Genomic DNA, 26,170 nt, shown 5'->3' with positions numbered 1-26,170 from the left:
ACCCTATGAGTAATGAGCGTGATCCAGAGTTTTGGGTAGAGGAATATTCTGACTATTTGTTTGGCTTTGCTTATTCCAGATTAAATGATGTTCATAAATCAGAAGATGTACTACAAGAAACTTTTTTGTCCGCAGTAAAGTCAATAGAAAAGTATGATGGCAGGGTGCCTATTAAATTTTGGCTACGTGGAATAATGAAGTATAAGATTCTTGATAGCATTAAACGAGATCTTAAAGAGATTGACTTGGATTCTTTTCCCGAAGTTGATAGTAGAGTATTTAAAACAATGGGGATTTTTTCTCGGAAAGTAGTGGATTGGGACTTTGATCCCTTGCAATCATTTGAGAAAGATGAGTTTTGGCAGATCTTTAGATCATGTTTAGAAAAAGTAAAAGACCCCTTACGAGCGATTTATATGATGAAAGAAATTGATAATGTGGATACAAAGACGATTTGTGATCAATTTGAAATCAGCCAAGCTAATTTATGGGTGATTACTCATAGGGTTAGAAAATCAATGAAGCTCTGTTTAAATAAAAACTGGGGTGAGACCTACAAATGATTTTCACTTGTAAACAGGTAGCTCGAAAAATGGCTGATCAAAAGTTGCATACAATGCATCCCTTAAAACGTTGGTGGATAAGCTTACATATTAAAGCCTGCGTATGCTGCGGGAAATATCAGCGCGATGCTTCAAAATTCCAAGAGGCTGAAAGTAAGTTTGCTGATGTAGACGATAATTCGGGTCATAAACTTGATGAGTGCTTCAAAGAAAAGTTAAAAGAAGAAGTGCGTCAATGCTGTAATGATCACCTGAAAAAATAAGTATTTAATCAATAAATTTTTACTACATTCCAATACATATCAAGATTTTAGGATGATGATCGGGAGAAAAAGATTTTTTTTTCTTTTTTTTATTCTGAATTGTGCTATTATCTGCGAGTTTATTTATAAATAATCCCAACAACTTACGGAGTTTAGCCATGTTAATGAAAGGCAAAAAAGGTATCATCCTTGGAGTAGCAAATCATAGATCAATCGCATGGGGTATTTTCGAATCCCTTAGAAATCAAGGTGCTGATGTCACTTTGACTTACATGAATGATCGCATGAAAGATGGAATTGAAAAACTCTTCAAGAAATTCGATATTAATGATGTCGATTTACTCGAGTGTGATGTGACTAATCAAGCTACGATTGATTCTACTTTCACGACACTGGGCGAAAAACACGGTGAAATTGATTTTGTTGTGCACTGCCTAGCTTTTGCAAATAAATCTGAGCTTGAAGGTGATTTTATTGATACGAGTCGTGAAGGCTATGCAATGGCGGGAGAAGTAAGTTCTTTCTCATTAGTAGCAGTCTCTAAAGCTGCTCAGCCTTACCTAAGTGCAAATGCGAGTATTGTTTGCTTAACATATCTCGGTGCAGAAAAAATCTGTACAAACTATAATGTTATGGGCGTAGCGAAAGCTGGTCTTGAGTGTAGTACTCGTTACCTCGCAAACGATCTTGGACCTAAGGGTGTACGTGTTAATGCTATTTCTGCTGGCCCAGTTAATACTTTAGCGGCACGCGGTATTTCAGGTTTTACTCGTATGTTAACGATTCAGGAGAAAATCTCCCCATTGCGTCGAGTTAATACGGTTGATGAGATTGGCGATGCGGCAATGTTCCTTTGTTCAGATTTAAGTCGTGGTATCACGTCTGAAGTTCTTCATGTTGATTGCGGTTTTAGCAATGTGGGTGTAGGCCCAATGGAAGCCTACAACTTGGAAAAATAATCATGAAAAAACCTAATGTAGCCATTATGGGTGCCACTGGTGCAGTTGGTGCCGAGCTTTTAGATTTACTGGCTGAGCGTGAGTTCCCGCTTAATTCTCTTAAGTTACTTGCTTCAGCGCGTTCTGCAGGTAAGAAAATCACTTTTCGTGGTGAAGAATTAACTGTAGAAGAATTGACGCATGACAGTTTTGAAGGTGTGGATATTGTTCTTGCTTCAGCAGGTGGATCTTTGTCAAAAGAGTTTGCTCCTTCAGCAGTAAAAGCAGGTGCTATAGTCGTTGACAATACGTCACATTATAGAATGGATCCAGAAGTTCCTTTAGTCGTTCCAGAGATTAATCCAGAAGATATCAAATGGAATAAAGGTATTATTGCAAATCCAAATTGCTCAACAATTCTTATGGTTTTGGCACTGTGGCCTCTTCATAAAAAGTTTGGTGTGAAAAGAACTGTATGCTCGACGTATCAGGCCGCTTCAGGTGCAGGTGCCTTGGCGATGCAAGAACTTGAGCAAGAAACAGCAGCGAAACTTAAAGGTGAAGAGTTTACTAATACAGTGATTGATCAGCCTTACGCTTTTAATTTGTTCCCACATAATTCTCCGATGCAAGAAAATGGCTATGTAGAAGAAGAGTTAAAGATGATGAATGAAACGAGTAAAATCTTTCATGAAGATTCAAAAGTGACAGCTACTTGTATACGCGTTCCTATTATGCGTGCGCACTCTGAAAGTTTAAATATTGAGTTTAATAATCCTTACACAATAGAAGAAGCTTATGAAGTTTTAAAAGATTCTCCAGGTGTAGAGGTTTTTGAGAACCGCGATGAGAACCTTTGGGCAACTCCTTTAGATGTGTCTGGAAAAGATCCTGTTTATGTTGGTCGTTTACGTCGTGATGTTACTATCGATAATGGCTTAGAGTTATGGTTAGTTGGCGATCAAGTACGTAAAGGGGCAGCTTTAAATGCAGTGCAAATTGCTGAGCTTCTTTTAGAGAACTAAGAATGGCTGATAATATATACGACGAGCTTAAGTGGCGTGGACTTATTTTCCAAGAATCAGGTCAAGATGAACTCCGTTCATATCTTACGGATGCTAAGGTTAGTGTGTACTGTGGATTTGATCCAACTGCGGACAGTCTACATATAGGCCACCTAGTTCCTTTGATTACTTTACGACGTTTTCAGAATTATGGTCACAGTGTTTTGCCTTTAGCAGGTGGAGCAACTGGCATGATTGGTGATCCTAGTGGCAAAAGTCAGGAGCGCAACCTTTTAAGTTCAGATGATATAGCCCATAATGTTGACTGTATTAAGTCGCAGCTTAAGCAAATTATTGATTTTAGTAGTGACACAGCAACTTTGGTTAATAATTATGATTGGATCTCGAAAATCAATATCATTGAGTATTTACGCGATATAGGTAAAAACTTTTCGGTTAATGTGATGATGAATAGAGACTCAGTTTCTTCGCGCTTAAAGAGTAAAGATGCGGGTCTGTCGTATACTGAGTTTAGTTACATGGTTTTACAGGCCTATGACTTCTTGCACTTAAATCGTGAGCATAATTGTACCCTGCAGATTGGTGGCAGTGATCAGTGGGGCAATATGACCTCGGGAATGGATTTAATTCGCCGTTCAACTGATAGTCGAGCTTTTTGTTTGACGGTTCCGCTCATTATGAAATCTGATGGTACTAAATTTGGTAAGACTGCCGGGGGCTCTATTTGGTTAGATCCTAAGCAAACTTGTCCCTATGATTTTTATCAATATTGGTTCAATGTGGCAGATGCTGATGTGATGCACTTTATTAAGTTCTTTACGTTCTTGTCTCAAGATGTGGTAGAAGAGCTTGAGAAATCAGTTGCAGAAGAGCCTCATTTGCGTAAAGCGCAAAAGACATTAGCTTGGGAAATGACCGCGATGATTCATGGTGAACCTGAAGTTGAAAAAGCTATTTTTGCTGCGGACGCACTTTTTGGTCGAGAAGATATTCGTGAAGTTGATGCAGTGACAATGGAAGCATTGCATAAGGCAACGGAAGCCCCTAGTTTTAGTTCTTTGGATGAAGTAGAGGGTGTGTTATCCTTATTGACTGCAAGTACTTTATGTAAATCTTCGGGCGAAGCTCGTAAGATGGTTCAAGGTAATGGCATTAGCTTGAACAATGAAAAAGTAAAAGATATTAGGTACAAGCCTGTACAGGATGATCTTATCCATCAAAGGTATTTAGTTCTTAGGAAAGGAAAAAAGGACTTTTCCGTAATAAAGTTCACTTAGCCTAAAGAAAAAGACTCTAAAAAGCTTGTAAAACAAAAGCCGTGTAATATTATTCTTATAATGTTATACGGCTTTTGTCGTTAATTTTAGTTGAAATGACAACTACGTTTTTATTCTCCCCCAATTTGAGAGATTTAATGTGATTAAAATCGGTCTTACCGGTGGCATCGGCTCCGGGAAAAGTACTGCTTTAAATTTTTTTCATGAACTTGGTTTTAGTGTTCAAGACTGCGATGATGTAGTGAGTGAAATTTATCAGTCATGTGAAGAGTTTAAAAAAAACTTACTTGGTCGTTTTGGTCAAAGTATTGTTACTGAAGGAAAGATAGATAAGAAAAAGATTGCCAAGCTAGTTTTTGGAAATGAAGTCGAACTAAAGTGGCTCAATAAAGAGCTTCATCAAAAAGTCCGAGACGAAGTTAAGAATAATTATCAAGAAGAGAAAATAAATATTGTAGCAGTGCCTTTACTTCATGAAGCAGGATGGGACACGAGTTTTGATGCCACGGTTTGCGTGTGGTGCCCCAATGACATAAGAATCAATCGCTTAAAGGATAGAGGTTTTACCCCAGAAGAAAGTCAAGCAAGAATAGCAGCCCAGATGTCGCAAGATGAAAAATTAGAAAGGTCTGGATTTGCCATTATAAACGATTTTGATATAGAAAATTTAAGAGCTCAGTGCAAAGAGCTAAGTCAAAAATTTAAAAATACATATAAGAACAAGGATATTTGAATGTCTGAAGAAAATGCTGAACAACCTACGGCTCCGAAGAAAAGAGGACGTCCACCTAAGGCTAAAGAAGTAAACGCTAGCGCGGAAGCAACACCAGTAGTAAAAAAGCCAGCAGTAAAGAAACCTGCTGCTAAGAAAGTGGCATCCCCCGCAGCAAAGAAAGCTAGTGCTCCGTCGGCACTAAAAACGGCTCCCCCAGCTGTGAAAATTCAAGAGAAAGTTACAGAGAAAAAAGCTCCAGTGTCAAGCAGTAGCTCAGCTCCTCAAGTTAAGACTAATGAATCAACAGTGAAACCAGTAGCTAAGCAAGATTCACAAGTGAAGGAAAAAGCTCCACTTAAAGAAACACAAACGGTTAATCCTAAAGCGGCTAACTCACAAGAGAATCATAAACCGGAAGTGGCTAAGACAGGAAATAATTCTGCTCAGTCGTCGGGTTCTGGTCAAAATCAGCAAAGAAATTCAAACCCGAATCAAAATTCAAACCCGAATCAAAATTCAAACCCGAATCAAAATTCAAACCCGAATCAAAATTCAAACCCGAATCAAAATTCAAACCCGAATCAAAATTCAAACCCGAATCAAAATTCAAACCCGAATCAAAATTCAAACCCGAATCAAAATCGCAACAACAACAATAATAATCGTAACAACAACAATAATAATCGCAACAACAACAATCCCAATAATCGCAATAAGAACTGGAAGAGCAATAACAAAAACCAGAATCAGAACCGCAATCACAATAAAAAACGCAATCCATATCATGAACAAGATATAATGATTGAAGAAGAAGAAGCGGCTTTCGAGGGCGGTACTCCAGGCGCAAATCTCACAGAGATTCAACAAAAATCAATGCAAGAACTTAATGAGCTTGCAAACGAGTTGGAAATTGAGGGTGTTGGTTCGATTGGTAAGCAGCAGTTAGTTTATCAAATTCTCCAAGCTCAAGCCTCGGACCAAGGAATTTTGTATGGTGGCGGAGTTTTAGAAGTTTGCAAAGAGGGTTATGGTTTTTTACGTTCGGCCGAATACAGCTATATGCCAAGTCCAGAGGACATCTACCTTAGTCCAAACCAAGTAAAGCGTTTTTCTTTGCGTACTGGTGATACCGTTATGGGTGCCGTTCGTGCAGCAAAGGATCAAGAGCGTTTCTTCGCAATGATTAAAGTTGATGCAATCAATGGTGAAGATCCGAAAGAGAAGAAAAATAAAATCCCATTCGAATCACTAACGCCAGATTTTCCTGAATATCGAATGCACATGGAGACGACGCCAACCAACTATAGTATGCGTGTCCTGGATTTAGTCTTGCCAGTAGGCGCAGGTCAGCGTGGTTTGATTGTGGCCCCGCCACGTACAGGTAAAACTGTACTTATGCAGAGCATTGCCAATTCTATTGCAGTTAATAATCCTGATTTTCACCTCATTGTACTTTTGATTGATGAACGTCCTGAAGAAGTGACTGATATGAAGCGTAATGTGAAAGGTGAGGTGATAAGTTCGACTTTTGACGAACCACCAACACGTCATGTACAAGTTGCTGAAATGGTAATTGAAAAAGCTAAAAGAATGGTGGAGCACGGTAAGAACGTCGTTGTGCTTTTAGATAGTATTACACGTTTAGCTCGAGCCTATAATACAGTTCAGCCTCACTCAGGTAAGATCCTCTCAGGTGGAGTGGATTCCAATGCATTGCATAAGCCTAAGCGCTTTTTTGGTGCAGCTCGCCGAGTTCAAGAGGGCGGTAGTCTAACGATCTTAGCTACAGCACTTGTTGATACAGGTTCAAAAATGGATGAAGTGATTTTCGAAGAATTTAAAGGTACGGGTAATATGGAGATCTGCCTAGATAGGTCGATGATTGATAAACGTATCTTCCCAGCCATTAATGTCGAAAAATCAGGTGCACGTAAAGAAGAGCTTCTTCTTGATCCTAAAGAAAAAGAACTTATGTGGAAGTTGAGACGTACGGTGATTTCTATGCCAACAACTGAGGGCATTAAAGTTCTTCTTAATGGTGTAAAGAAAACCAAGTCAAATGTTGAATTCTTAATGACGATGAACATTTAATAAATTTAAAAACCTGCTCGCTCTTAAGAGCGAGCTTTATATATTATTTTATAGGAGAAATGAAATGAAAAAATTAGTAATGTTAGCTGTGTTACTTCTAGTGACGACTGTAAGTGCTTCTCAAGAAATGCTTAAATTAATGCCTGCAAGTAATAAATTGGTCATGCTTTTTGATATCGCCAAAAGCTTACAGATCCCTTTGATTGCGGAAGGTTTGGATGCGGCAAATCAAGACCCGCAAGTACAGCAGTTTATTAAAGCTACAGGTTTTAGTATCAAAGATTGTGAAAAACTCGCTATGAGCATGGATATTGATGTCGCCACTGGTCAGCCTAATGAAAACTCAGCTATCATGTTGGTTGAGCTATCTAAGTCAATAGATTTAGATAAAGTCATTGCAGCGGGAATCAAAACTAATAAAGGTGTTAATTTCCAGAAACAGGACTTTAAGGGCCAGAGTTTATACCTTCTTAAAAATGAACAGAAATCTAATGTCGGCATGGATGAACTAGCAATGGTTTTGTTAAAAGATAAGCTATTGGCTGTAGGTGCACCGGCTGCTGTGAAATCACAGATGCAGGTAGCGAGTACGGCTAATTTAACAAGCAATGCTAATTTAATGAAGTTGTTGAAAGATAATAAGGGTGTTTTTGCTCTTGCAATTGATACCTCTGACCAGCCGGATCCACAGCCTGGTCAGCAGCCTAATCCTATGAGTAGTGTCAAGGGGATTGCTCTGAGCGGAGATATGAACAAAGGTGAACTTTTTGTTAATTTAAACGCAGAATGTTTTAAAGCAGAGCAAGCAGCAGGTCTCATGTTTATGTATAATATGATGGTAGCGCCTCAGCTTCAAAAACCCCAATCGCCTATCAAGGCAAATGAGATGAGTATAGCCGTTGACCAGAGCATGGTAAAAGTTCAGCTTCATTTATCCAAGGCTCGTTTAGAAGAAATTCGTCTACAAGTTGAAGCAATGAAGCAGCTACAAAACGCAGGTGGAGCCTCTGTTCAGCCTGCTACGGGACAGAATCCTCTTAAATAAGCTTAAAATAACATAGGCTTAGATTAATGGCAAGATGACCTATTTCATCTTGCCATTATTGTATACACCAATTAGTTATTTTAATAAGGATTCCATTCATGAGACTAGCAGTCATTGCTCTGATTTTACTTGCCTTTAATGTGCAAGCAGAAAACCCGAAACTATATCTTAAAAATATTCCCATCAGTAATAAGCTTATTATCGGTGTAGACTTAGAAGCCATTATCGCTTTTCAAGAAAAATTTGGAGTGTCTGAAGCCGATGGACAAATCGAATCTTTTGAGGACTATCTAGGGATAGAGCTAAGTCAATTGAGTTCTTTACTAATTGCAGGTAGTGGAGATTTAGCTAATCCGAAAAATGATTCTGCTTTCCTCATTTTAAAAAGTAAAGCGCCGATATTTGCCGAAAAAGTTTTGCATTCAGGCCTTAAACTTAGAGCAGGAGCTAAAGCTCAAGAAACTAAATTTAATAATCATCCTGTGTATATTGTTCAGATTCCCGAAGTCAAGCAAGATATTATAGAAGATGTTGAAGCTGAGGAAGCAGTGGAAGTATCTTTTAAGAAAGATGTATTATTGACGAACCTTACAGATGATAGCTTAGTCTTAGGTGGATCAAAGTCCATAAAAGAAGTTTTAAGTACAGTGAAGTTCGATAAGATGCTTAGTGTGACCTCATCTTCTCAGATGATGAAGATTATGGATGATGAACCATCTTTATTCTTTTTAGCCTTTAGTTTTGAAGATTTTATTAGTACGACACTGGGGCAAATGATAGCTCTTAATCCAGCTAGTCAAGGTGTTGATTTTGAATCTATAAATGGCATGATGTTTAATTTAGACTACAAAGAAGACAAGGGTTTAAAGTTGAGTTTGAAGTTCGAATGTTACTCAACGGATGCACGTATAGCTTTTGAAGGTAAAATCAAGCAATTGCGCAATCAGAGAAAAGATCATATCAAACATGGAAAAGTACTTCTTAGTGGTGGAGCTAACGTACTTAAAATCACTTATGAGCTCAAGGATGACGAGCTGAAAAGTATGATTGAATATACACGTGATCAGATGAACGGAGTTTCAGATGATACTGGAGAAGAGCTTGATGAGGAAGAAGATTTAGATATTCCGGAAGAAATTGAATAATATTAAATGGAGGGATTGTTATGGGTGTGTTAGCTAAAAATCTTTTTTTAGTCAAAGAACATGTAGGGATGTTTAAAGCAGCAAATAATTATGATATCCACGACCCTTATACGAATGAGATTATCATAGAATGTCGAGAAAATAACTTAGGTTTTATCACCAAGTTATTGCGTTTTAGTGATTATAAACGCATGACTCCTTTTAATATTGAAATTAGTGATGCTCAAGGAAATTTACTTTTAAGAGTTAGTCGCGGAATTTCAATTTTTCTTTCTGATGTAAAAGTACATGATGGTGAAGGCAATTTGATTGGTGGTTTCAAACAAAAATTCTTCTCTATTGGGGGTAAGTTTGACGTCCAGGATCCATCGGGAAATACACTGTGTAACTTGAAAGGCACATGGACAGGTTGGAACTTTAGATTTTTAGCAGGCGAACGCGAATTAGCTCAGGTCTCTAAAGAATGGGCTGGTTTAGGTAAAGAAATGTTTACGAGTGCAGATAATTATGCCTTAAGTATTTCGTCTGACGTATCAGAAGATGCTCCAGTTAGAAAATTGATACTAGCCGCAGTTATGTGTATTGATATGGTTTTAAAGGAATAATCGAACTATCAAAGACTCTAAAAAGGCCGAATTTTACTTCGGCCTTTATTTTTTTAATCTAAGCCAAGGTCTTGGTAAATAGAGTCATTCATGAGTTTTAATCTTTTGTTATGCTCGTATTCACCTGGCATGCCATTGAAAACAAAACATACAACTAAATCATGCTCGGGATCGACATAGGCAGTGGAGGACTGATTACCATTGTGCCCGAAAGTCTCTTCCGAACAATAAGTGCCAAAACTATATGGATAAGAACGATTGTGACATTTAGAATCGATCATGAAACCTAAGCCCCAGTCAATCGTTTTATTAAAAGTTAAATCAAGTAAACCTTCTCTTTGTCTAGAGCTAAGTTCTTCGACGCTTCGTTCACTCAATATGCGTTTGTTGGCGTAGGAGCCTTTGTTGAGTAGCATTTCCATGAACTGGCCAAGTTCTTTAATGGGCCCGCGTCCTGTGGCGCCGGGACGGACGAGATTGAGGCTGTCTAAGTATTTCTCTAAAGACGAGTAGGGGCTTTTAGTATCAGTGCGATACAGTCCTGAGATGTCTAGGCCTGAGTTAAGATAAAAATCTTTACTTATACTAATCCCGCTATGCTCCATATTTAGTGGGGTAAAAATTTCTTCATTTAAGAATTGCTCCACAGGTCTACCGTCGAGAATACGTATAATTTCTCCGAGGATTAACCAGCTAGTCCCAATGTGGTAACCGGCTTTTTCTCCTGGAACCCAATTGCTTTCGATAGGCATTTTTGCGATGGCCGCAACAGTGGCTTCCCATGAGAGCTTATCCCATTGAAGGGGGAGGAGTCGGATGCCTGATGTATGGGTAAGAAGGTGTTTAATAGTAATAGATTCTTTGCCATTACAGGAGAACTCCGGGATGATGTCACCGACTAATTGATCGTAACCTAGCATCCTACGCTCATTTAAGATGGCGATAGCTACGGCAGTAAGCATTTTTGAGCACGACATCCATGGGAGTATGGTGCTAGGCTTAAGTTCTGTCAGGGGATCAATGGCATCCGGGTGATTTTTGCCAATTGCGAAATCCGCAAGGATTTGTGAATCTTGCGAGATGTAAACTTGTGCACCAAAATGAAGTTTTTCGTTGATCCCTTCATTTATAATTTTGTGTGTGTTTGAAAATTGGTCTAAGCCGAACATTATTGATCCATTAATTTATTTTTATTAACTTAGCAGAATTAGCGATAAATAAAAAAGGAGCTCCTTTGAAAAAAAGCTGTATTTTTCTACTTCATGGAAGTCGTAAGCCTAAAATAGGTGAAATTGAAGAAATTATTAAAAGTGTGGATCTCGAAGAAGGTGTGAGTTCTCATATTGCCTACCTCGAGTTGCAACAGCCATTCTTCTCTGATGTTTTAAATCAATGTAAAGAGGATGATGAAGTCCATATTCTTCCCCTGTTTGTCCTTGAAGGACGTCATGTCCGTGAAGATATCCCGGAGATAAGCGAAAAGCTTAGAAAAGATGCCCCGCATATTAAATTTGTCGTTCATCCGCATATCGGACAATGGCAGCTTTTTAAAGATATGCTCAATAAAAAAATATTAGAATTGTGAATTATTTCGTCAAAGTTGAATTTCTTTTTGATCTATGACAGGAGTTCTACTAAGAAAGCTTCCAAAAAAGCCTGTTGCAGGGCAGAATAAATATGAAATGCAATTACTTTCATTTCTCGATTATAGAAATTAATAGTTTGGTTTTGAATGAAAGAAAAATTACAGGAAATCAAAGATTTATATCCCTTTGAACCGAAAGCATTAACAGTAGACGGAGATTATAAACTTTCTTACGTGGATGAGGGTCAAGGGCAGATTATGCTCATGGTTCATGGAAACCCTACGTGGTCATTTTTTTATCGCGATCTTATAAAAGAATTTTCTCAAACGCATAGAACTATAGCTCTGGATAATATTGGTTGTGGTATGTCAGATAAACCTCAGCAATATGAATATACTTTAGAGAATCATATCTCGAATTTGGAAAAGCTAGTGTTAGAACTAGATTTAAAAGATATCACCCTCTGTGTACATGATTGGGGCGGAGCTATTGGCACAGGAATGGCAACTCGCCATCCAGATAGAATTAAACGCATGGTTGTTTTTAATACTGCGGCCTTTCGTTCACATAATATTCCCAAGCGCATTGCTTTGTGTCGCATTCCCTTTTTTGGTAAAGTTGCCGTCAGAGCTTTTAATGCTTTTGCGGGATCCGCAACTTTTATGACCACTGTGCAACCTTTGAGTGATGAAATTAAGCATGGCTTTTTACTTCCCTATAATAACTGGGAGAACCGCATAGCGACGCATGAGTTTGTTCTCGATATTCCTTTAGCGGAAAGTCATCGTTCTTATCAAACTTTATTAGCCGTTGAAAATGGCTTGGATAAACTCAAAGAACTCCCGATGACAATCATTTGGGGCAAGCATGATTGGTGTTTTGATATGACTTTTTTAGCTCAGTGGAAAGAGTTTTTTCCCAAAGCAGAAGTGAATGAAATGGATGCAGGGCACTACCTCATAGAAGATAAGCCTAAGGAAATCATTCAAATAATTAAAGACTTTATTAACAAAAAATAGACTAAGGAAAATAATATGAAAAGACGCTTGTTTATTGCAGGTAATTGGAAGCTAAATAAAACAGCTGCCGAAACATCACAAACAGTAGCAGATCTTAAAGAGAAGCTCGCAGATTTTAACGGTACACTGGATGTAGCTTTATTTCCTCCATTTCTTTCTATTGCTGCAGGCCAAGCGGCTGCAGAAGGTTCTCCAATTGGTATTGGATCACAAAATGTGCATTTCGCTGAATCAGGTGCTTATACTGGTGAGCTTTCAGCTGCTATGTTAAAAGAAGCTGGTATTGAGCTTGTTATTATTGGTCACTCTGAGCGTCGTCAGTACTTTGGCGAAACTAACGAGACAGTTAACCTTCGTACAAAAGCTTCTTTAGCGGCAGGTATCAAACCTTTCGTTTGTATCGGTGAAACTCTTCAAGAGCGTGAAAGTGGTAATATGGAAACAGTTCTTAAAGGACAGATCGTCGAAGGTTTTGCTGGTATATCAGCTGACCAAATGACTGATCTTGTTGTAGCTTATGAGCCAGTCTGGGCCATTGGTACTGGCGTAACAGCTAGTCCTGCACAAGCACAAGATACACATGCCTATATCCGCAGTGAATTTGCAGCTCTTTATGGTCAAGCCGTTGCTGATAAGGTCATTATTCAGTATGGTGGATCAGTGAAAGCTGGTAATGTTGCAGAATTGATGTCTTGCGAAGATATTGATGGTGCTTTAGTGGGTGGTGCAAGCCTCACTGCAGAAGATTTCTCAGCACTTATTTTAAACGCTGCAGCTCTTAGTTAATTGAGCTTGTAAATTATAGGTCGGGCTTTAAAGTCTGCCCTATAATTATTACACGGAGAATGTTAATGAGTTCAGTATTACTTGCGATTGTTGTATTGCTTGCTGTTTTGATCATAGTATCAGTGCTAATGCAACCCTCGAAAGCCGATGGTGGTCTTGGAGGTTTAGCTTCAGGAATGACTTCAGATGTTTTGGGTGCTAGCTCAAATGATTTTTTAGCAAAAGCTACTTGGTGGATGTTTGGTCTTTTTATTGTGACGATTCTTTTCTTTGGAAAAATGACCGCAACTGAAAATGCAGAAAAGCTCCAAGAAAAAAATACGAAATCAACACTTGAATTACAAGTTCCTGCGAAAGCTGAAGAAGCTATCCCTGCGAAAGTTGAAGAAGTGAAATCAGAAACTGATGCTACATCTGAAAAAGTTGAAGAAGAAAAATCAGCTGAATAAAATCAGATAGTGGTAGAATAGTATTTCTCACCAATTTTAAGAAGTCCCATTAATGGGACTTCTTTTTTTTTATAAGAAACGATATATTTCTATTAAAATGGAATGCTTTAATAAAAACTTTAGTTTTGACTTACTGCAATGACTCAGTTTTAATTGAATTTCAAGCTAGAAGAGCCTAGCTTTACCTATGAGTGAAAATAATAAAGACCAGTGTAGCACTAGAGAGACCTTGCTTCAGCGTATTCGTAATCGGCATGATGAAGAATCGTGGGAAGATTTTGTCTACTATTACCGTCAGTATGTTTATATAATCTGTCGCGGTATGGGGGCAAATCACCATGATTCGGAAGAGCTCGTACAAAAAGTTATGTTGAAAGTTTGGGATAAGTTACCTGAATTTGAATATGATAAGAAAAAGCGTTTTCGTGGTTGGCTCTGTATGGTGACGGGAAATACAGTGAAAGACTTTTTTCGCTCCTATAAAAGGCGTCAAGATAGAAAAGAAAAAGCTAGCGATCTAGATATATGGGACCCCGAGCGTACCGATCAGCCAGATATTGAAAAATATGCGGAAAAGGAATGGGAGAATTACATTAGTAATTTGGCTTTGAATAATATTAAAGATAAATTTTCTGATAAAGTAATGACCTGTTTTACAGAGATTAACCAGGGTAGGGTAGCAAAGGAAGTGAGCGAAGAACTCGATATGCCTTTAAATACGGTTTATGTTTATAATAAACGGGTGACGAAAAAGTTTCACGAAGAAATTAGACGGCTTTATTACGAGCTGAGTTAAAAATATGGAAGAAAAAAACAATCAAGATTTTTTTCATAATTTCAAATCTTTAAATTCACATTTTCACGAAGCATTTGAAGCTAAAGAAGCAGAGGATGCGCTCTTTTATAATGAAATAAGTAATTCCCACGAACGCTACCAAAATGATACAGCCATAGATCATGGGGGAATGAAAAAAGTCAGTCGCTGTCTCGATCGTTTCACCTTGCGTGATGTGGCCGTGGCTAAATTACTCGATGCCGACAATGTTGATAATATAGATCGATTTATTAAAGAGGCTCGTTTAACTGCATCGCTTCAGCACCCGAATATCATGCCTGTTTATGATATGGGTCTAGATGATGAAGGACAGCCCTTTTTTACTATGAAACTTTTCCAGGGTCTACCTATGGATGAGTGGTATGAATCTGAGTCCCTTAAAGAGGGCGTTAAAGATCATGATATAGTACAAATCATGATCAAAGTTTGTCAGGCTATATCCTATGCGCATGCCAATGGAATTGTTCATTTAGATTTAAAACCTGCTAATATTGGGGTAGGTGCCTATGGTGAAGTTATGATCTTTGATTGGGGCATAGCAAAAATTTTAGATGAAAATAATGAAAGTCCCTCTTTGAGTTTACTAGATCCCGAAGTGTATAATGATGCAACCCTGAATGGTGTTGTTAAGGGATCTCCTGGTTATTTAGCCCCTGAGCAAATTGATCCAATATTTGGTGATAAAAATGAAACAACGGATGTCTATGCTTTAGGTGGGATTCTTTATTATATGCTTTGTGGGCTTAAACCCATTGAGTGTAAGGACACGATGGAGTCTTTAGAAAAAACTTTGAGAGGCGAAGTGATAAAACCGTCAAAGTTTAAGGATGACTACGTCTCTATTAGCCTGGAAGCGGTCGCAATGAAAGCTTTATCATTGAAGCAAAAAGATCGCTATCAATCTGTGGATGATTTTTTGAAAGATATAAGTAAATGGCTTAATGGTTTTGCTACTGATGCAGAAAAGGCGGGCTTCGCTACGTCACTATTGTTGTTGATGAAGCGTCACAGAGATATTACCGCGATATTAATTGTTTTCATGTTTTTTGCAATTTACGGTGTCGTTCAAATTATGGTGAGCGAAAAACGAGCATTGAAAAATGAGCAAGAAGCCTTGCATGCATTAGAGCTGTATAAAAATGAAAAAGAACAAACAAGAATCATTGGTAAAGAAGCAGCACCGCGTTTAGCAACCTTAACGGAAGAGGAGTTTAACCAACAATACGCGTACGATTTCGATAAAGCCCTGGAATTGGCTAATCGAACTGTGTTACGTGATCCAGATTTAGTGGAAGGTTGGTTAGTGAAGTCAAAAGTTCATTTTTCTAGGCAGGAGTTTAATCAAGTTTTAGAAGCAATGAAAAATGTCCCAAGTAAGCTTAGAGCTAGTGTTAAAATATATCAATTATCACAATATTATGCACTGCAAAAGGATGATTCTGAGTTACTCCAGATAAATAAATTAAATGAGTTAATGAAAGAGTTGAATCATGTACAGCTTTCTTATTTATTGGCGGGTTACGCAGAGCAACATACCAAAGTACTCGAAGATCGAGTTGCTATCGCAAGTGCTTTACTTAAATTAACTAATCGACATGCAGCCCCCAATTTAAAAATGTCGATTAAATATCTAAAAAATGATTTTTTAGACGTGAATTTGAGTGACAATCCAAAACTTTATTCACTCTCAGGTTTAAGGAATTTACCGATTAAAATTATGGATATATCGAACTCAGGGATATCCATTGCTCTAGATCTTAAAATAATGCCGATCACAGAGTTACGAATGAAAAATACAAATATTAGAAATCTCAATGAAGTTTTAAAATTGCGTTACCTCAAAAAGCTGGTGATCGGAAAAAGTGATTTTATTGACTTTAAGGGAAAAATACCTGCCCATATTTCTTTGATACGGGAGTAATGAGCCAGGAGGGCTTGTCATAATAAGTCATTGAGTGACGTAATGTAGGGTGAAGATTAGTGATGAGTTTGGGATTAATAGACAATGAGCTTTGAGATATATGTATAGATTTAAATGTGAGTTTTGTGGAAGCCTTCTCGAGCACCAAAGAGATATTAGTGGAATGCGCATTCAATGTGGGAATTGTGATAAGAAGTTCAATGCGGTTCTTTATGCAGTACCCGATAAGCTGACTTGTACTGAAGGAGGAGTTAAAGAGTCTTTTAACAGTCCTCGGAAAACTCACAAGAGTCGAGCGCTAAAAAATAAACAGTTCCCTGTATTTATATTTTTGAGTGTTTGTGTGGCTATCTGTATAGCTCTTGTCATGAGCTTTAATAATATGAGCAAGGATAATGGCGAAGTAAAAGAACTAGAAATTGTCACCAATGAGAAAATGAAGCATGTCCGCCCTCCCAAATATCAAGATAGTAAGTATCAGTCATACCTTAAAGATGCTTGTGCTTTTTATGGCTTATTAAGGGCAGAAAAAGGCCTATACTTAGATTTGATAACTATCCCACAAAAAGAAGATTACCGGGTTTCCACAGCTAGTACAGGGATAGGGTTGGTGGCATTAGCCATATCAGCTGAATTGTCATTTGATAATGAAGTAGAGCCTAAGATAATTGAAACTTTAGAAACGTGCCTAGCTAAGACCTCGGGGATACATTTAAAGAGGAATAAGTCTGGTCTTTTTTATCATTTTATTGATGCAAGGGATGGAGGGCGCTGGGGGAAGTCAGAATTTAGTACAATTGATACAGCCTTGTTAGTAGCAGGAGCGACCTTTTGCCGCAATCAATTCCCCGATAATAAAAAAATTCAGTCTTTGACTCAGGAGCTATGGGATTCTGTGAATTGGGAGTTATGTCGATTTGATGATCATCATTATTACCTTACGCAAGATGAGCATGGAGTGGGTGGAGCAAAAACTCGATTGTTTAATGAATATTTGTTATTAGCAGATTACGTTTCTTTTTCATTGAATGAAAAAGAAACTGATATGAATCAAGCTTGGCGTAAAAAGTTTTATAAAGATCATGGTGTGATTACTGATAGTCCGGGGCATTTTTTGCCTTTATTTACTTTTCAGTTTCCTTTGTATTTGAGTCCTTATAGAGTTAAAGATCCCGTGTTTATTAAAGAGAGTTTACAGGCGATGAAGGTCGACCGAATGTGGTGGTATGATCAATTAAGTAAGAAAGGGTTATGGGGCAGTAGTGCAGGAGCTTCAATTAGGGGGTATGGGGTCGACTCAACAGAAAGAAATTCAGATATGGTTCTTTGTATGCCTAGTGTAGGGGGCTTTATTCCCTTCGCTACACAGGCAGAACTTGATTTTGATATATTATTGAATAACAAAGATCTAATCTATGAGCTTAACGGGCTTAGGATTCCTTGGAGAGCTTCGTATAGAAAAACAGAATGGCGAGCCAGGGCAATTCAAGGGATTGATTTCAGCCCCTTGCTTTTTGGTTTAGCTGGCCATGAAAGTGCTTTGGGTTTAGAATATTTTGCACAGAAAAGTAAGCTGACATATAGGCGATAATAAAATGTCCTTTTTATTATGATAAGTTATTGAAATTTTAGTTTAAATCAATATGTTAGCTACGGTGGCTGTCTGATCCTCCTTTCCTCCATACCTCCCCTCCATTTCAGGCAGTCACCTTTTAATCTCCCCCCCCCCCCAAAAAAAAAATCTAGTAGCTACTATTCAGAAATGGAATGGTGTATTTCTCTGTGCAATAACCCTGTATAGAAAGGCTGTTTTTGTAGTATAGCTCTAAGGCTTGGAATAGGGTCTAGTTAAACTAGATAGGGATTGTTTGAATAACTAAAACTGATTTAATGAACATGATCAAGTAATTATTATTAGCCATGAAGCATGTGTAGACAACAAAAAACGATAGAACTAATAGTTCTATCGTTTTTATAAAGTTTGAGTGAAAAATTAATTAATGCAGAAAAGCAATATTAATTTTTTTCTCTAGACCTTCTTTAGCAAGGACATCTAATAAATCAACTAAGCGTTGAGTTTTAGCTTTTCCTTGGAGTTTTAAATCAATAGTTATTTCAGAGCCTTGTGTTTCTCTAGCAAAATCAGCTAGATAAACGGCTAAACTATCGATTTCTTTGAATGCTCGACCCTGACAATAGTAGTTTTCACTAAAAACTTTAATGTCAAAAATTGTAGGCTTTACCTCAGGAGGTGGCCCAGGGTTAGGAGCAACCATATTCATGGCAATGTAAGCTTCTTCAATAACCTCAGTTTGAGTCATAATAAAGTATGTGAGGAGCAGGAAAGTAACATCAATCATTGCAGAAAGAGGTACTTCCGCTTCTGTTTCAGTGCGCTTTTTTTTACGTTTTTTTCCCATTTTATTGCTCCAGTTTTGCGGAAATATTAATTTTCGCTACACCACATTCTCCAACAGTGCTCATTACTTCGTCAATGAGAGAGAGTTTTACGTTTTTATCCGGACGAATAATAACGGTAACTTCGTTTCCGTAGGTACCGACATGTTTGCTTAGTTCTCTTTTAAGACCTGCAATATCACCAGTGGTCCCAGGACCCGTGGATATTACGCCATCCTTAAGGATGCTGATAGGAAATTGAGATTGTGCTCTTTGTGTAATTTTTTCCATATCAAAGGCAATTGCAAGTTGAACATTTTGGTCGAAACCTTCCTGGTCCATTTGTGCGGTAGCTACGAAGAACATAATAAGTAGAAATACCACATCAATCAGGGAGGATATCGGTGCGCCTTCCGCTTTTTGATCTTTGCTATCAGCCATTATAAATCCTTGTTATTCGTATTCTTCTTCGTCTTCGTATTCTTCTTCATCAACTTCAGCGTCTTTAAGCTTCTTGATGAGGTCAAGTACTGTGGATTGTGTTTCAATAGTGATTTTGATTGCGGCATTTCTCGCAAGTGTATAACCAAGGAGTGCAGGTATTGAAATTAATAGGCCTGCAACTGTTGTCCATAGGGCAATTGAAATTTGCTGTGCAAGGAAAGATGCTTTAGCAGCACCAGTCATATTTGCGAGACCAGCAAAAGCGCCTACCATACCAGATACAGTACCTAGTAGACCTAACATTGGACCCATTTGGCCAAATACGTTAAGGTAGTTAATACGTTGAAGGATTTTTTCATTTTCCAAGTCAGCAGCCGAAGATACTGAATCTTGAATCACATCGTAACCTTCAGCGATATTAGCGAAAGCCGCTAGAAGGATATTAGAAAGAGGGCTAGGGGTTTCTTCACAAGCTGCAATAGCAGATTCAAGATCGCCATCATTGAGAGAATCTTCGACGGCATCTTGGAGGTGTGCGGGGAGGATTTTTTCGCGGTTAAGGATCAGTACTGAGTCAATAATGAAAGCGAGCATGCCGAGTGAGCAAAGTAGAATTAAAACCCAGATAAATATACCCACGGCGCCGCCGCCAAAAATGATATCTTTAAAACCTGATGTTGTGTTTTGTGGTGCAACTTCGGCGACTGCTTCTGCGGCATCCTGCGCAAAAGTACTCATCGAAAGAGTTAGTGATGCGAGTGTGTATTTCAGTTTGTTGTTTAACATTTATTGGCTCCTGTTACGTTCTTTATAAAATTCATCGTTTAGTATATTAAAGTTTGTTGAGTTCTTCTAGGCGAGGATCATTAAATTCTGTATAAATCTCCTTAACTTTTTCTAATGCACGCCGTCTTTCAAAGTCTTTTGGCGATTCGAGTAGAATTACCTTAAAGTAGCAAGCAAGAGCTTGATTGGCATCTCCCTTGGCTCGATAGTAATTTCCCTTGGCCATGTAGTAATATTTTTGACCCGAAGAATCGAATGATTTTTCAGAGATTTTCTGGATGTATGTTTCTGCATCAGCTAGTTTTTTGTCGTGGACTTCAATATCAATAAGCGCTGCCATGATGATTGTATCATCAAGGACTCTATTACTAGTATGTATTGCAGCAAAACGAGCACGTTTGAGCATTTTACGAGCCTCTTCAACCTTTCCTTTAGCAAGCAGAGCGCGGCTATAGTAGAGATGACCAATTTGACCCCAGCCGAATAGGCTTACTTCTTTGAGGTTTTGCTCAGTTTTTAAAACCGCATCGTATTTTCCTGCATTAGTATACTTAATTAATGATGAAATATATTTTGGTTGGGGAGAATCAATATATTTAATATCTTTCTTCTCAATAGTGCGCTTAGCGCCACCGGCGATGGTTAAGGTGATTTTTCCTGTTTTTTCACCGATTTCTTGGCCTTCAACAGTTGTGCCATTTTTGAGGCCAATAGTGACTTGGGCAAAAGAGCTAAGGCCAGTAAAGAATAAGATTGTGTAAAGTGTTATTTTCATTGTAAAATTATCCTTATTAAAGTGCTGGTGGCGGAGTTAAAACTTGAGTACGGAAAGAAGAAGAGGGATATTTTTGTAAGAACTCAGTTCTTAGTTTTTTAATGTCTTCACCGAGTAAAACTTTACACATTATCAAATAAAATGTAGCATGTTCCATGATTTCTTTAGATTCTACCTCTTCCACATCAGGCGGAAATTGGCTGATATAAACGAGAAAGCATTGTGTTTTTCCCTTGAGAACAAAGTTTTGCTGCTTTGCGCCATAACCAACCTTACCACTTAAAGTTCTTACTTTAGCATGCTGTAGTTGAGTACCATAAGACTTAACGAGGTTTTCAAGGTTAGCAATGATTTTATCTGCTTCTGTATATTTACCTTTTTCAATCATGATTTCTACATCTAAGAATGAGATCTCAAGACTGTAAGGTGAATTAGGAGCTTCATTTTTAATGATGTCGAAGAGCTTTCCAGCTTCCAGTTTTTCATCAATAAGGAAATGAGCTCTACCAGCATAAAAAGCGTAACGATGTTTAGTTTCCTCTTTATCAGTATTTTTGATAATTTGATTAGAGGCCTTAATAACTATTTGCGTAGCCTTTTCAAAATCATTCTCTGATAGTTTTCTTGTATCAGGCTTAGAAGGATAAAGAAATTTTGAAACAATGTACTGGAGTGTACTGACAGGCATTTTTGTGAAGTCAAGTTTTGCGGCTTCTTTTGCGGCGGCACCAATTTGTTTATTATTGATATAAGAGATGACAAGTCGCATTTGAATCTGTGAAAGTACAGGACTGTCAGGATACTTTTCAGCAATTTCAGTAAAGATTTTTTGCGATTCTCTATCCATTTTTGCATCTTGATAAATTCCACCAACTTTTGCGAGAGTTGAAGGTATTTGGCTGCTCTTACTATTTTTCTTTGTCCAATTGATATAGCTTTCTGCTACTTTAGTCGACATTTTCTGGAGTTTTTCTAGTTGCTGTTTGTGAGCTTGCATGAGTGTCGCGTCATCAGGAGATGCTGCGAGTTTTTTACTTGACTCGTTAAATGCAGATTTGAGTTCACTTAATTTTTTGTAATCAATATCAATTTTCCAGATATCTAAGCCGGCATTAAAATCTTGTAATGTTTTAATTTGTTTGTCACTTGCATCACTCAGGTCGTTTTTAGCGACAAAAGTTTTATAAGTCTCAACGGCAGCTAGCATTCCGTCAGCACCCTCGATTTTGTTAAGTTTAAGCAAGTTGTAAGCCATGTGGTAGTAGGCTTCAGCTTTTTTGTATTTACCTTTAGTGTCAATACCACTTTCCCGCTTGAGGAATTCCTTGTATGAAGCGAGAGCAACATCGTAATCTTGAGAAATCTCAGCTATTTTTCCTCTTAAAGAATAGGCCATGGTTACTTGACTTACATTCGGGAATTTTTTGATGTATGCATCAATAAGTATTAAAACTTCTTTGGCTTTGATTTTTCCAGCTTTGCGATCTTTGTTATAGGTGCTGAAAGCGTATTTGACGTCATCTACAATTGCATATAAAGCATCGGTAGGATTGTTGGGGTCAGATAACTTAATGCTAGAGAGGATTGCGTAAGCAGCTTTTTTACTTGCATCATTTTTAATTTCATTGGCACGATCTTTGTAGAAGCTTTTTCTCCAAGCAGTGGCCTTGTCTAAATATGCAGCTCTTAGCGCTGAGTTACTAGAGAATTCATCTTGCAGGATTTTGTAGTACTCTTCTGCTTTTTTAAAATTGTCAATTTGTGTTGCGGCATAAAAACCTAACCAAAGAACTTCTCCTTTGTTATTCATGTCTTTTTGTGATTTTATGTAGTCATCAGCAATGCCTAGAGCTTTTTCATAGTTTTTCTTAGAATAGTGAGCCATGAAAATGAGCTTTTTATCAGTAGGCAAGTCTTTTTTTGCTTTCGTTCCACCTACTTTAGCATAGAGTTTCCAAACATCATCGTATTCAAAAATAGTTTTGATCGCACCGCGAGATTGCGGATAGCGCATCACTAGTAAATACATATTAACAGCAGCGTTTTTCGTGCCTTTATCAACTAAGTTTGTTTGGGCTTGAGAGTTATTGCCAGAGCTTGCCGCTCTTTGTGCTTTTGCCCAGTAAATACAAGCTTTCGCATAAAGAAAATTAGACATGATGGAAGTATTAACTAATTCAGGTTTATTTACTTTCTTTGCATTTGCTTTAACCGCTTTGTCAACGTCACTGAACTTAGTGTAATAATGCCCAAGCCAAGTAAGAGCTTCTTGGTCGTCGCCGAGTAGGGCCATGCCTCGTGCGGCTTCACTTACACAAAGCAGAAACCATGGATCAATTTCGTCGTTTGATTGTTGAAATTCGAGATCCTTAATGAGTTTGATTTGAGTTGTGATTTCAGCTCTGTTGATTTCACCAGTTTTTCTTTTTGTGAAGATGTCTAAAGCATTGTCAAGGATAACATAAGTTTGAGTAAAAAGAGTTTCTGACGGAGATTGACCAGGAGGAGCAATGGGAGGTAGGCCTTTAGCTTTCCACCAAGCTTCAAAACTTTTCGATTTGTTTTTGTCGTTCTTGGTAAGTTCAAAATTGTATGAGTAGGCGGCTTCCGAAAGTATATCGTAGTAGGGGTGCTCTTTGTTTAACTTCTCTTTAAAGCTTGATTCGAAGAATAGTTTTCCTGCAATAGCCAAGCTTTTTTTGTCTTTTGCATCTTGAGCCTTTTCCATAAAAAAGTAAAGAATGTCTTCCGATTTCGGGTCTGTCATGCCGAAATCGGTAAGAGCTTTTCTTGCAGAAGTGTTGCGTTTCTTTGAGAAAGCAAGCATTATGTCAATTTTAGTAAGAGCATCTTTTTGCTTCTTATATGTTGATTTCGCTAATTTAATTTGAAAATTTAATTCTTTGGTGAAATCAAATTTATCAGAGTTCTCAATATAAGCTTTAATGAGCTTCATGTCCGCATCTAGCTCAGTCTGAGTTTCTGCGAAAAGATTAGGGCTGAAAACTGCCGTTGTAGACAGTCCTGTGTATATAAGTTTTTTCATGTATATAAATAGGTCTTTTTTATTAAGTTTCTATTACATTGTCTGCATAAGTTTGATCATGGGCATGAACATCGCAATAACAATACCACCCACCACAACAGCAAGGAATACAATCATTATCGGTTCAATTAAGGAGGTGAGTCCGTCAACGGCAACATCAACCTCTTCTTCGTAAATATCGGCAACTCGGAGCATCATTTCTGGCATCGCACCAGTTTCTTCTCCTACTTCAACCATGGAGACCATCATTAAAGGGAAAATGCCAGATTGACTAAGGGGTTTACTTACACTTTCACCTTCTTTAACTGAGTCGTGGACAGTTTGTACGGCTCTTACAACAACTTTATTTTGAGTGGTGTTCCTTACGATTTCTAGAGCGTTGAGGATGGCAACTCCGGAGCCTAATAGGGTGGAGAGAACTCGACAAAACTGAGCAGTATTCACTTTAGTTACCATTCCGCCTAATGGAGGCATTTTAAGCAAGATCATGTCGATGGCATATGCGCCACCTTTTGTGTTCCTTATAGCTTTAAAGACAACAACAAAGAGGATGATTCCTCCAAGAGGGATATACCACATCGTATTGATGAAGGTGGAGAGTTGGACTACGAATTCAGTAATGCCCGGAAGTGGCTCTCCAGCCAGGAGATCATCAAAAATCTCTTTAAATTTAGGTACAATAAAAGTCATTAGACCCCATGTGATAACAAGAGCAATAAAAAGAACTGAGCAAGGATACATGAGTGCGGCCTTTACTTTTCTTTTTAATTTTTCTGATTTCTCCATGAATTCAGCAAGACGATTGAGTACCGCTTCCATTGCGCCGGAAGCTTCACCTGCTCTAATCATATTGACATAGAGTTTATTGAAAGATTTTGGTTGGGCAGCTAAGGCATCGGAGAAGCCGTTACCACCTTCAATAGAGTCGGCAATTTGAGTGAGTATCTGTCTAAGGACGACATCTTTTTTAGCCTGTTTAGCAAGAGTTCTGATGGCTCTTACCATGGGCAGGCCCGCTCCGAGTAGGGTGGCCAGTTGTCTAGTGAAAACTGTGAGTGCTTTTGACGTTAGTTTTGGCGTGCCGATCGTGATGGCTCCCATGCCACCACCTGCACCTTTCTTTTTCTTCTTCTTAGCAGCAGATTCTTGAGTGATTGAGGTGGGGATCATACTCTGTTGCTTAAGCTGAGCTCCCGCATCTGCCTCACTGTCCGCTTGAATGATACCTTTATGCTCTTTGCCAGTAGCATCCATTGCTACATATTTAAATTTAGCCATGAGAGATCCTTAAAGGTTGAGATTGCTGTTGATAGCTTTGACGTCTTGACATTTTACAATCATGTCGGCGTAAGAAATTTTTTCTTCTTCGTAGAGCTGAAGTAGGTGAGCATCTAAAGTATTCATGCCGTATTTTTGTCCTGTTTGAATTTCAGAAACAATTTGGAAGGTTTTGTTGTCACGAATGAGGGACTTGATAGAGTCAGTAGAGATTAGAATTTCAAAAGCAGCAACACGGCCACCGCCGACTTTAGGTAAAAGTGCTTGTGAAATCACGGCGACGAGTCCTGAGGCTAATTGAGCTCTGACTTGTTCTTGTTGGTCTGTTGGGAAAACATCAATAATTCTATCTATAGTTTCAGCGGCGCCGGTAGTATGCAGTGTACCAAAAACTAAGTGACCCGTTTCAGCAGCGGTAACCGCGGCTGATACAGTTTCAAGGTCGCGCATTTCGCCTACAAGAATAACGTCAGGGTCTTGGCGAAGTGCTCTTTTAAGCGCTTCGGAGAAAGAAGGGACATCAGGGCCGATTTCGCGTTGATTTACGATTGAAGTTCTGTGGGGGTGATAAAATTCGATAGGATCTTCTACTGTGAGGATATGGCAGTCGCGTTCGTGATTAATCACGTTTATCATTGATGCGAGAGTCGTGGATTTTCCCGAGCCAGTTGGGCCAGTTACGAGGATGAGTCCACGAGGGGTGTAGAGTAAGTCTTTGATGGCAGGCGGTAGCCCGATTTGTTCAAGAGTTAGAAGGGTATTGGAAATAGTACGTAAAACCATTGCGTAAGTGTTTTTTTGCTTAAAAACGGAGACACGAAAACGGGCTTGTTCACCAAAAGCAAAACCAAAATCGGCACCGCCGTGTTCACTGACGCCTACGCGATTTTTATCTGAAGTAATTGACTTCATTAGCCGCTCTGTATCTTCAGCAGCAAGTGCTTCAGTTTCTAGTGCATTTAGAGAGCCGTTAATTCGTAGCATTGGTGCTACACCCACAGTTATGTGGAGGTCACTTGCGCCTTCGTCAATGACAAGTTGCAGTAAGTCGTGCATTTCAATCATAGTGATTATTCCCAAATTGTATTTCAATACTCAGTATTAAATTAAGTGTATTCAGTTAAAAATCACCAGTTGTCAGTTTAAATTGACTCGTAAAGCTATAAAATTTGATAAAAATT

At 38.4% G+C, this 26,170-nt stretch carries 24 protein-coding genes and 1 pseudogene; 17 read left to right on the top strand and 8 right to left on the bottom strand.

The genetic code is table 11. The features are described from left to right. The first annotated feature begins 5 nt into the window (after positions 1-5). The 10 genes and pseudogenes from PQO03_RS07120 to PQO03_RS07075 all read left to right on the top strand — a co-directional run bounded on the left by PQO03_RS07120 (position 6) and on the right by PQO03_RS07075 (position 9,667). On the top strand, positions 6-563 hold the full coding sequence (locus tag PQO03_RS07120) for a sigma-70 family RNA polymerase sigma factor (protein WP_274149086.1): 558 nt from the start codon (positions 6-8) through the stop codon (positions 561-563). 29 nt (positions 564-592) lie between these two features. Continuing rightward, positions 593-826 carry a hypothetical protein gene (locus tag PQO03_RS07115; protein WP_274149084.1) on the top strand — a complete coding sequence of 78 codons (234 nt, stop codon included), beginning with the start codon at positions 593-595 and terminating at the stop codon, positions 824-826. A gap of 158 nt (positions 827-984) precedes the next feature. Beyond that, positions 985-1,785 (top strand): enoyl-ACP reductase FabI, encoded by an 801-nt coding sequence (locus PQO03_RS07110; protein ID WP_420792835.1) that lies wholly within the window; start codon positions 985-987, stop codon positions 1,783-1,785. Continuing rightward, positions 1,785-2,789: an aspartate-semialdehyde dehydrogenase gene (locus PQO03_RS07105; protein ID WP_420792856.1), complete on the top strand. Its 1,005-nt coding sequence runs from the start codon at positions 1,785-1,787 to the stop codon at positions 2,787-2,789. Before PQO03_RS07110 ends, PQO03_RS07105 begins: the two co-directional genes overlap by 1 nt. A gap of 2 nt (positions 2,790-2,791) precedes the next feature. Then, positions 2,792-4,066, top strand: a complete 1,275-nt coding sequence (gene tyrS, locus PQO03_RS07100; RefSeq protein WP_274149078.1) for a tyrosine--tRNA ligase — start codon at positions 2,792-2,794, stop codon at positions 4,064-4,066. 139 nt (positions 4,067-4,205) lie between these two features. Then, positions 4,206-4,799: a dephospho-CoA kinase gene (gene coaE, locus PQO03_RS07095; protein ID WP_274149076.1), complete on the top strand. Its 594-nt coding sequence runs from the start codon at positions 4,206-4,208 to the stop codon at positions 4,797-4,799. 603 nt (positions 4,800-5,402) lie between these two features. Then, a pseudogene (rho, locus tag PQO03_RS21990) lies at positions 5,403-6,872 on the top strand (transcription termination factor Rho); the annotation flags it as partial. A 64-nt stretch (positions 6,873-6,936) separates the two neighbouring features. Then, positions 6,937-7,917 carry a hypothetical protein gene (locus PQO03_RS07085; RefSeq protein ID WP_274149074.1) on the top strand — a complete coding sequence of 327 codons (981 nt, stop codon included), beginning with the start codon at positions 6,937-6,939 and terminating at the stop codon, positions 7,915-7,917. Between the two features lie 98 nt (positions 7,918-8,015). Then, positions 8,016-9,062: a hypothetical protein gene (locus PQO03_RS07080; protein WP_274149073.1), complete on the top strand. Its 1,047-nt coding sequence runs from the start codon at positions 8,016-8,018 to the stop codon at positions 9,060-9,062. 20 nt (positions 9,063-9,082) lie between these two features. Continuing rightward, positions 9,083-9,667, top strand: coding sequence for an LURP-one-related/scramblase family protein (locus PQO03_RS07075; protein ID WP_274149072.1), 585 nt, complete (start codon positions 9,083-9,085; stop codon positions 9,665-9,667). A 53-nt stretch (positions 9,668-9,720) separates the two neighbouring features. On the opposite strand, the gene PQO03_RS07070 is transcribed toward PQO03_RS07075, so the two are convergent. After that, complete coding sequence (locus PQO03_RS07070; RefSeq protein ID WP_274149069.1) at positions 9,721-10,836, bottom strand: serine hydrolase domain-containing protein; 1,116 nt, start codon at positions 10,834-10,836, stop codon at positions 9,721-9,723. A gap of 65 nt (positions 10,837-10,901) precedes the next feature. Between PQO03_RS07070 and PQO03_RS07065 the strand changes: the two genes are divergently transcribed. The 7 genes from PQO03_RS07065 to PQO03_RS07035 all read left to right on the top strand — a co-directional run bounded on the left by PQO03_RS07065 (position 10,902) and on the right by PQO03_RS07035 (position 17,854). Further along, positions 10,902-11,252: a sirohydrochlorin chelatase gene (locus PQO03_RS07065; RefSeq protein ID WP_274149068.1), complete on the top strand. Its 351-nt coding sequence runs from the start codon at positions 10,902-10,904 to the stop codon at positions 11,250-11,252. A gap of 147 nt (positions 11,253-11,399) precedes the next feature. Continuing rightward, positions 11,400-12,272, top strand: coding sequence for an alpha/beta fold hydrolase (locus PQO03_RS07060; protein WP_274149066.1), 873 nt, complete (start codon positions 11,400-11,402; stop codon positions 12,270-12,272). Between the two features lie 15 nt (positions 12,273-12,287). After that, the gene (gene tpiA, locus PQO03_RS07055) at positions 12,288-13,058 is read left to right on the top strand and encodes a triose-phosphate isomerase (protein ID WP_274149064.1); all 771 of its coding nucleotides are present in this window, start codon (positions 12,288-12,290) and stop codon (positions 13,056-13,058) included. Between the two features lie 65 nt (positions 13,059-13,123). Next, positions 13,124-13,507, top strand: coding sequence for a preprotein translocase subunit SecG (gene secG, locus PQO03_RS07050; RefSeq protein ID WP_274149062.1), 384 nt, complete (start codon positions 13,124-13,126; stop codon positions 13,505-13,507). A gap of 187 nt (positions 13,508-13,694) precedes the next feature. Continuing rightward, positions 13,695-14,303 carry an RNA polymerase sigma factor gene (locus PQO03_RS07045; RefSeq protein ID WP_274149060.1) on the top strand — a complete coding sequence of 203 codons (609 nt, stop codon included), beginning with the start codon at positions 13,695-13,697 and terminating at the stop codon, positions 14,301-14,303. A gap of 4 nt (positions 14,304-14,307) precedes the next feature. Beyond that, on the top strand, positions 14,308-16,263 hold the full coding sequence (locus PQO03_RS07040; protein WP_274149058.1) for a serine/threonine-protein kinase: 1,956 nt from the start codon (positions 14,308-14,310) through the stop codon (positions 16,261-16,263). Between the two features lie 100 nt (positions 16,264-16,363). Then, positions 16,364-17,854: a hypothetical protein gene (locus PQO03_RS07035; protein WP_274149056.1), complete on the top strand. Its 1,491-nt coding sequence runs from the start codon at positions 16,364-16,366 to the stop codon at positions 17,852-17,854. Positions 17,855-18,260: 406 nt separating this feature from the next. Here PQO03_RS07035 and PQO03_RS07030 read toward each other — a convergent pair whose 3' ends face one another. From PQO03_RS07030 to PQO03_RS07000, 7 genes are read right to left on the bottom strand one after another with little or no spacing between them, the layout of a single operon-like run. Continuing rightward, complete coding sequence (locus tag PQO03_RS07030) at positions 18,261-18,683, bottom strand: ExbD/TolR family protein (protein ID WP_274149054.1); 423 nt, start codon at positions 18,681-18,683, stop codon at positions 18,261-18,263. 1 nt (position 18,684) lies between these two features. Further along, positions 18,685-19,101 (bottom strand): ExbD/TolR family protein, encoded by a 417-nt coding sequence (locus PQO03_RS07025; protein WP_274149052.1) that lies wholly within the window; start codon positions 19,099-19,101, stop codon positions 18,685-18,687. Between the two features lie 12 nt (positions 19,102-19,113). Further along, positions 19,114-19,890, bottom strand: coding sequence for a MotA/TolQ/ExbB proton channel family protein (locus PQO03_RS07020; RefSeq protein ID WP_274149050.1), 777 nt, complete (start codon positions 19,888-19,890; stop codon positions 19,114-19,116). A 46-nt stretch (positions 19,891-19,936) separates the two neighbouring features. After that, positions 19,937-20,665, bottom strand: a complete 729-nt coding sequence (locus PQO03_RS07015) for a hypothetical protein (RefSeq protein ID WP_274149048.1) — start codon at positions 20,663-20,665, stop codon at positions 19,937-19,939. 16 nt (positions 20,666-20,681) lie between these two features. Then, the gene (locus PQO03_RS07010; RefSeq protein WP_274149046.1) at positions 20,682-23,711 is read right to left on the bottom strand and encodes a tetratricopeptide repeat protein; all 3,030 of its coding nucleotides are present in this window, start codon (positions 23,709-23,711) and stop codon (positions 20,682-20,684) included. A 33-nt stretch (positions 23,712-23,744) separates the two neighbouring features. Continuing rightward, positions 23,745-24,989 (bottom strand): type II secretion system F family protein, encoded by a 1,245-nt coding sequence (locus tag PQO03_RS07005; RefSeq protein ID WP_274149044.1) that lies wholly within the window; start codon positions 24,987-24,989, stop codon positions 23,745-23,747. 9 nt (positions 24,990-24,998) lie between these two features. Continuing rightward, positions 24,999-26,054 carry a type IV pilus twitching motility protein PilT gene (locus PQO03_RS07000; protein ID WP_274149042.1) on the bottom strand — a complete coding sequence of 352 codons (1,056 nt, stop codon included), beginning with the start codon at positions 26,052-26,054 and terminating at the stop codon, positions 24,999-25,001. Positions 26,055-26,170 lie beyond the last annotated feature (116 nt).

It is taken from the genome of Lentisphaera profundi (assembly GCF_028728065.1).
GTDB lineage: Bacteria > Verrucomicrobiota > Lentisphaeria > Lentisphaerales > Lentisphaeraceae > Lentisphaera > Lentisphaera profundi.
This window is presented reverse-complemented; position numbering and strand designations above follow the sequence as displayed.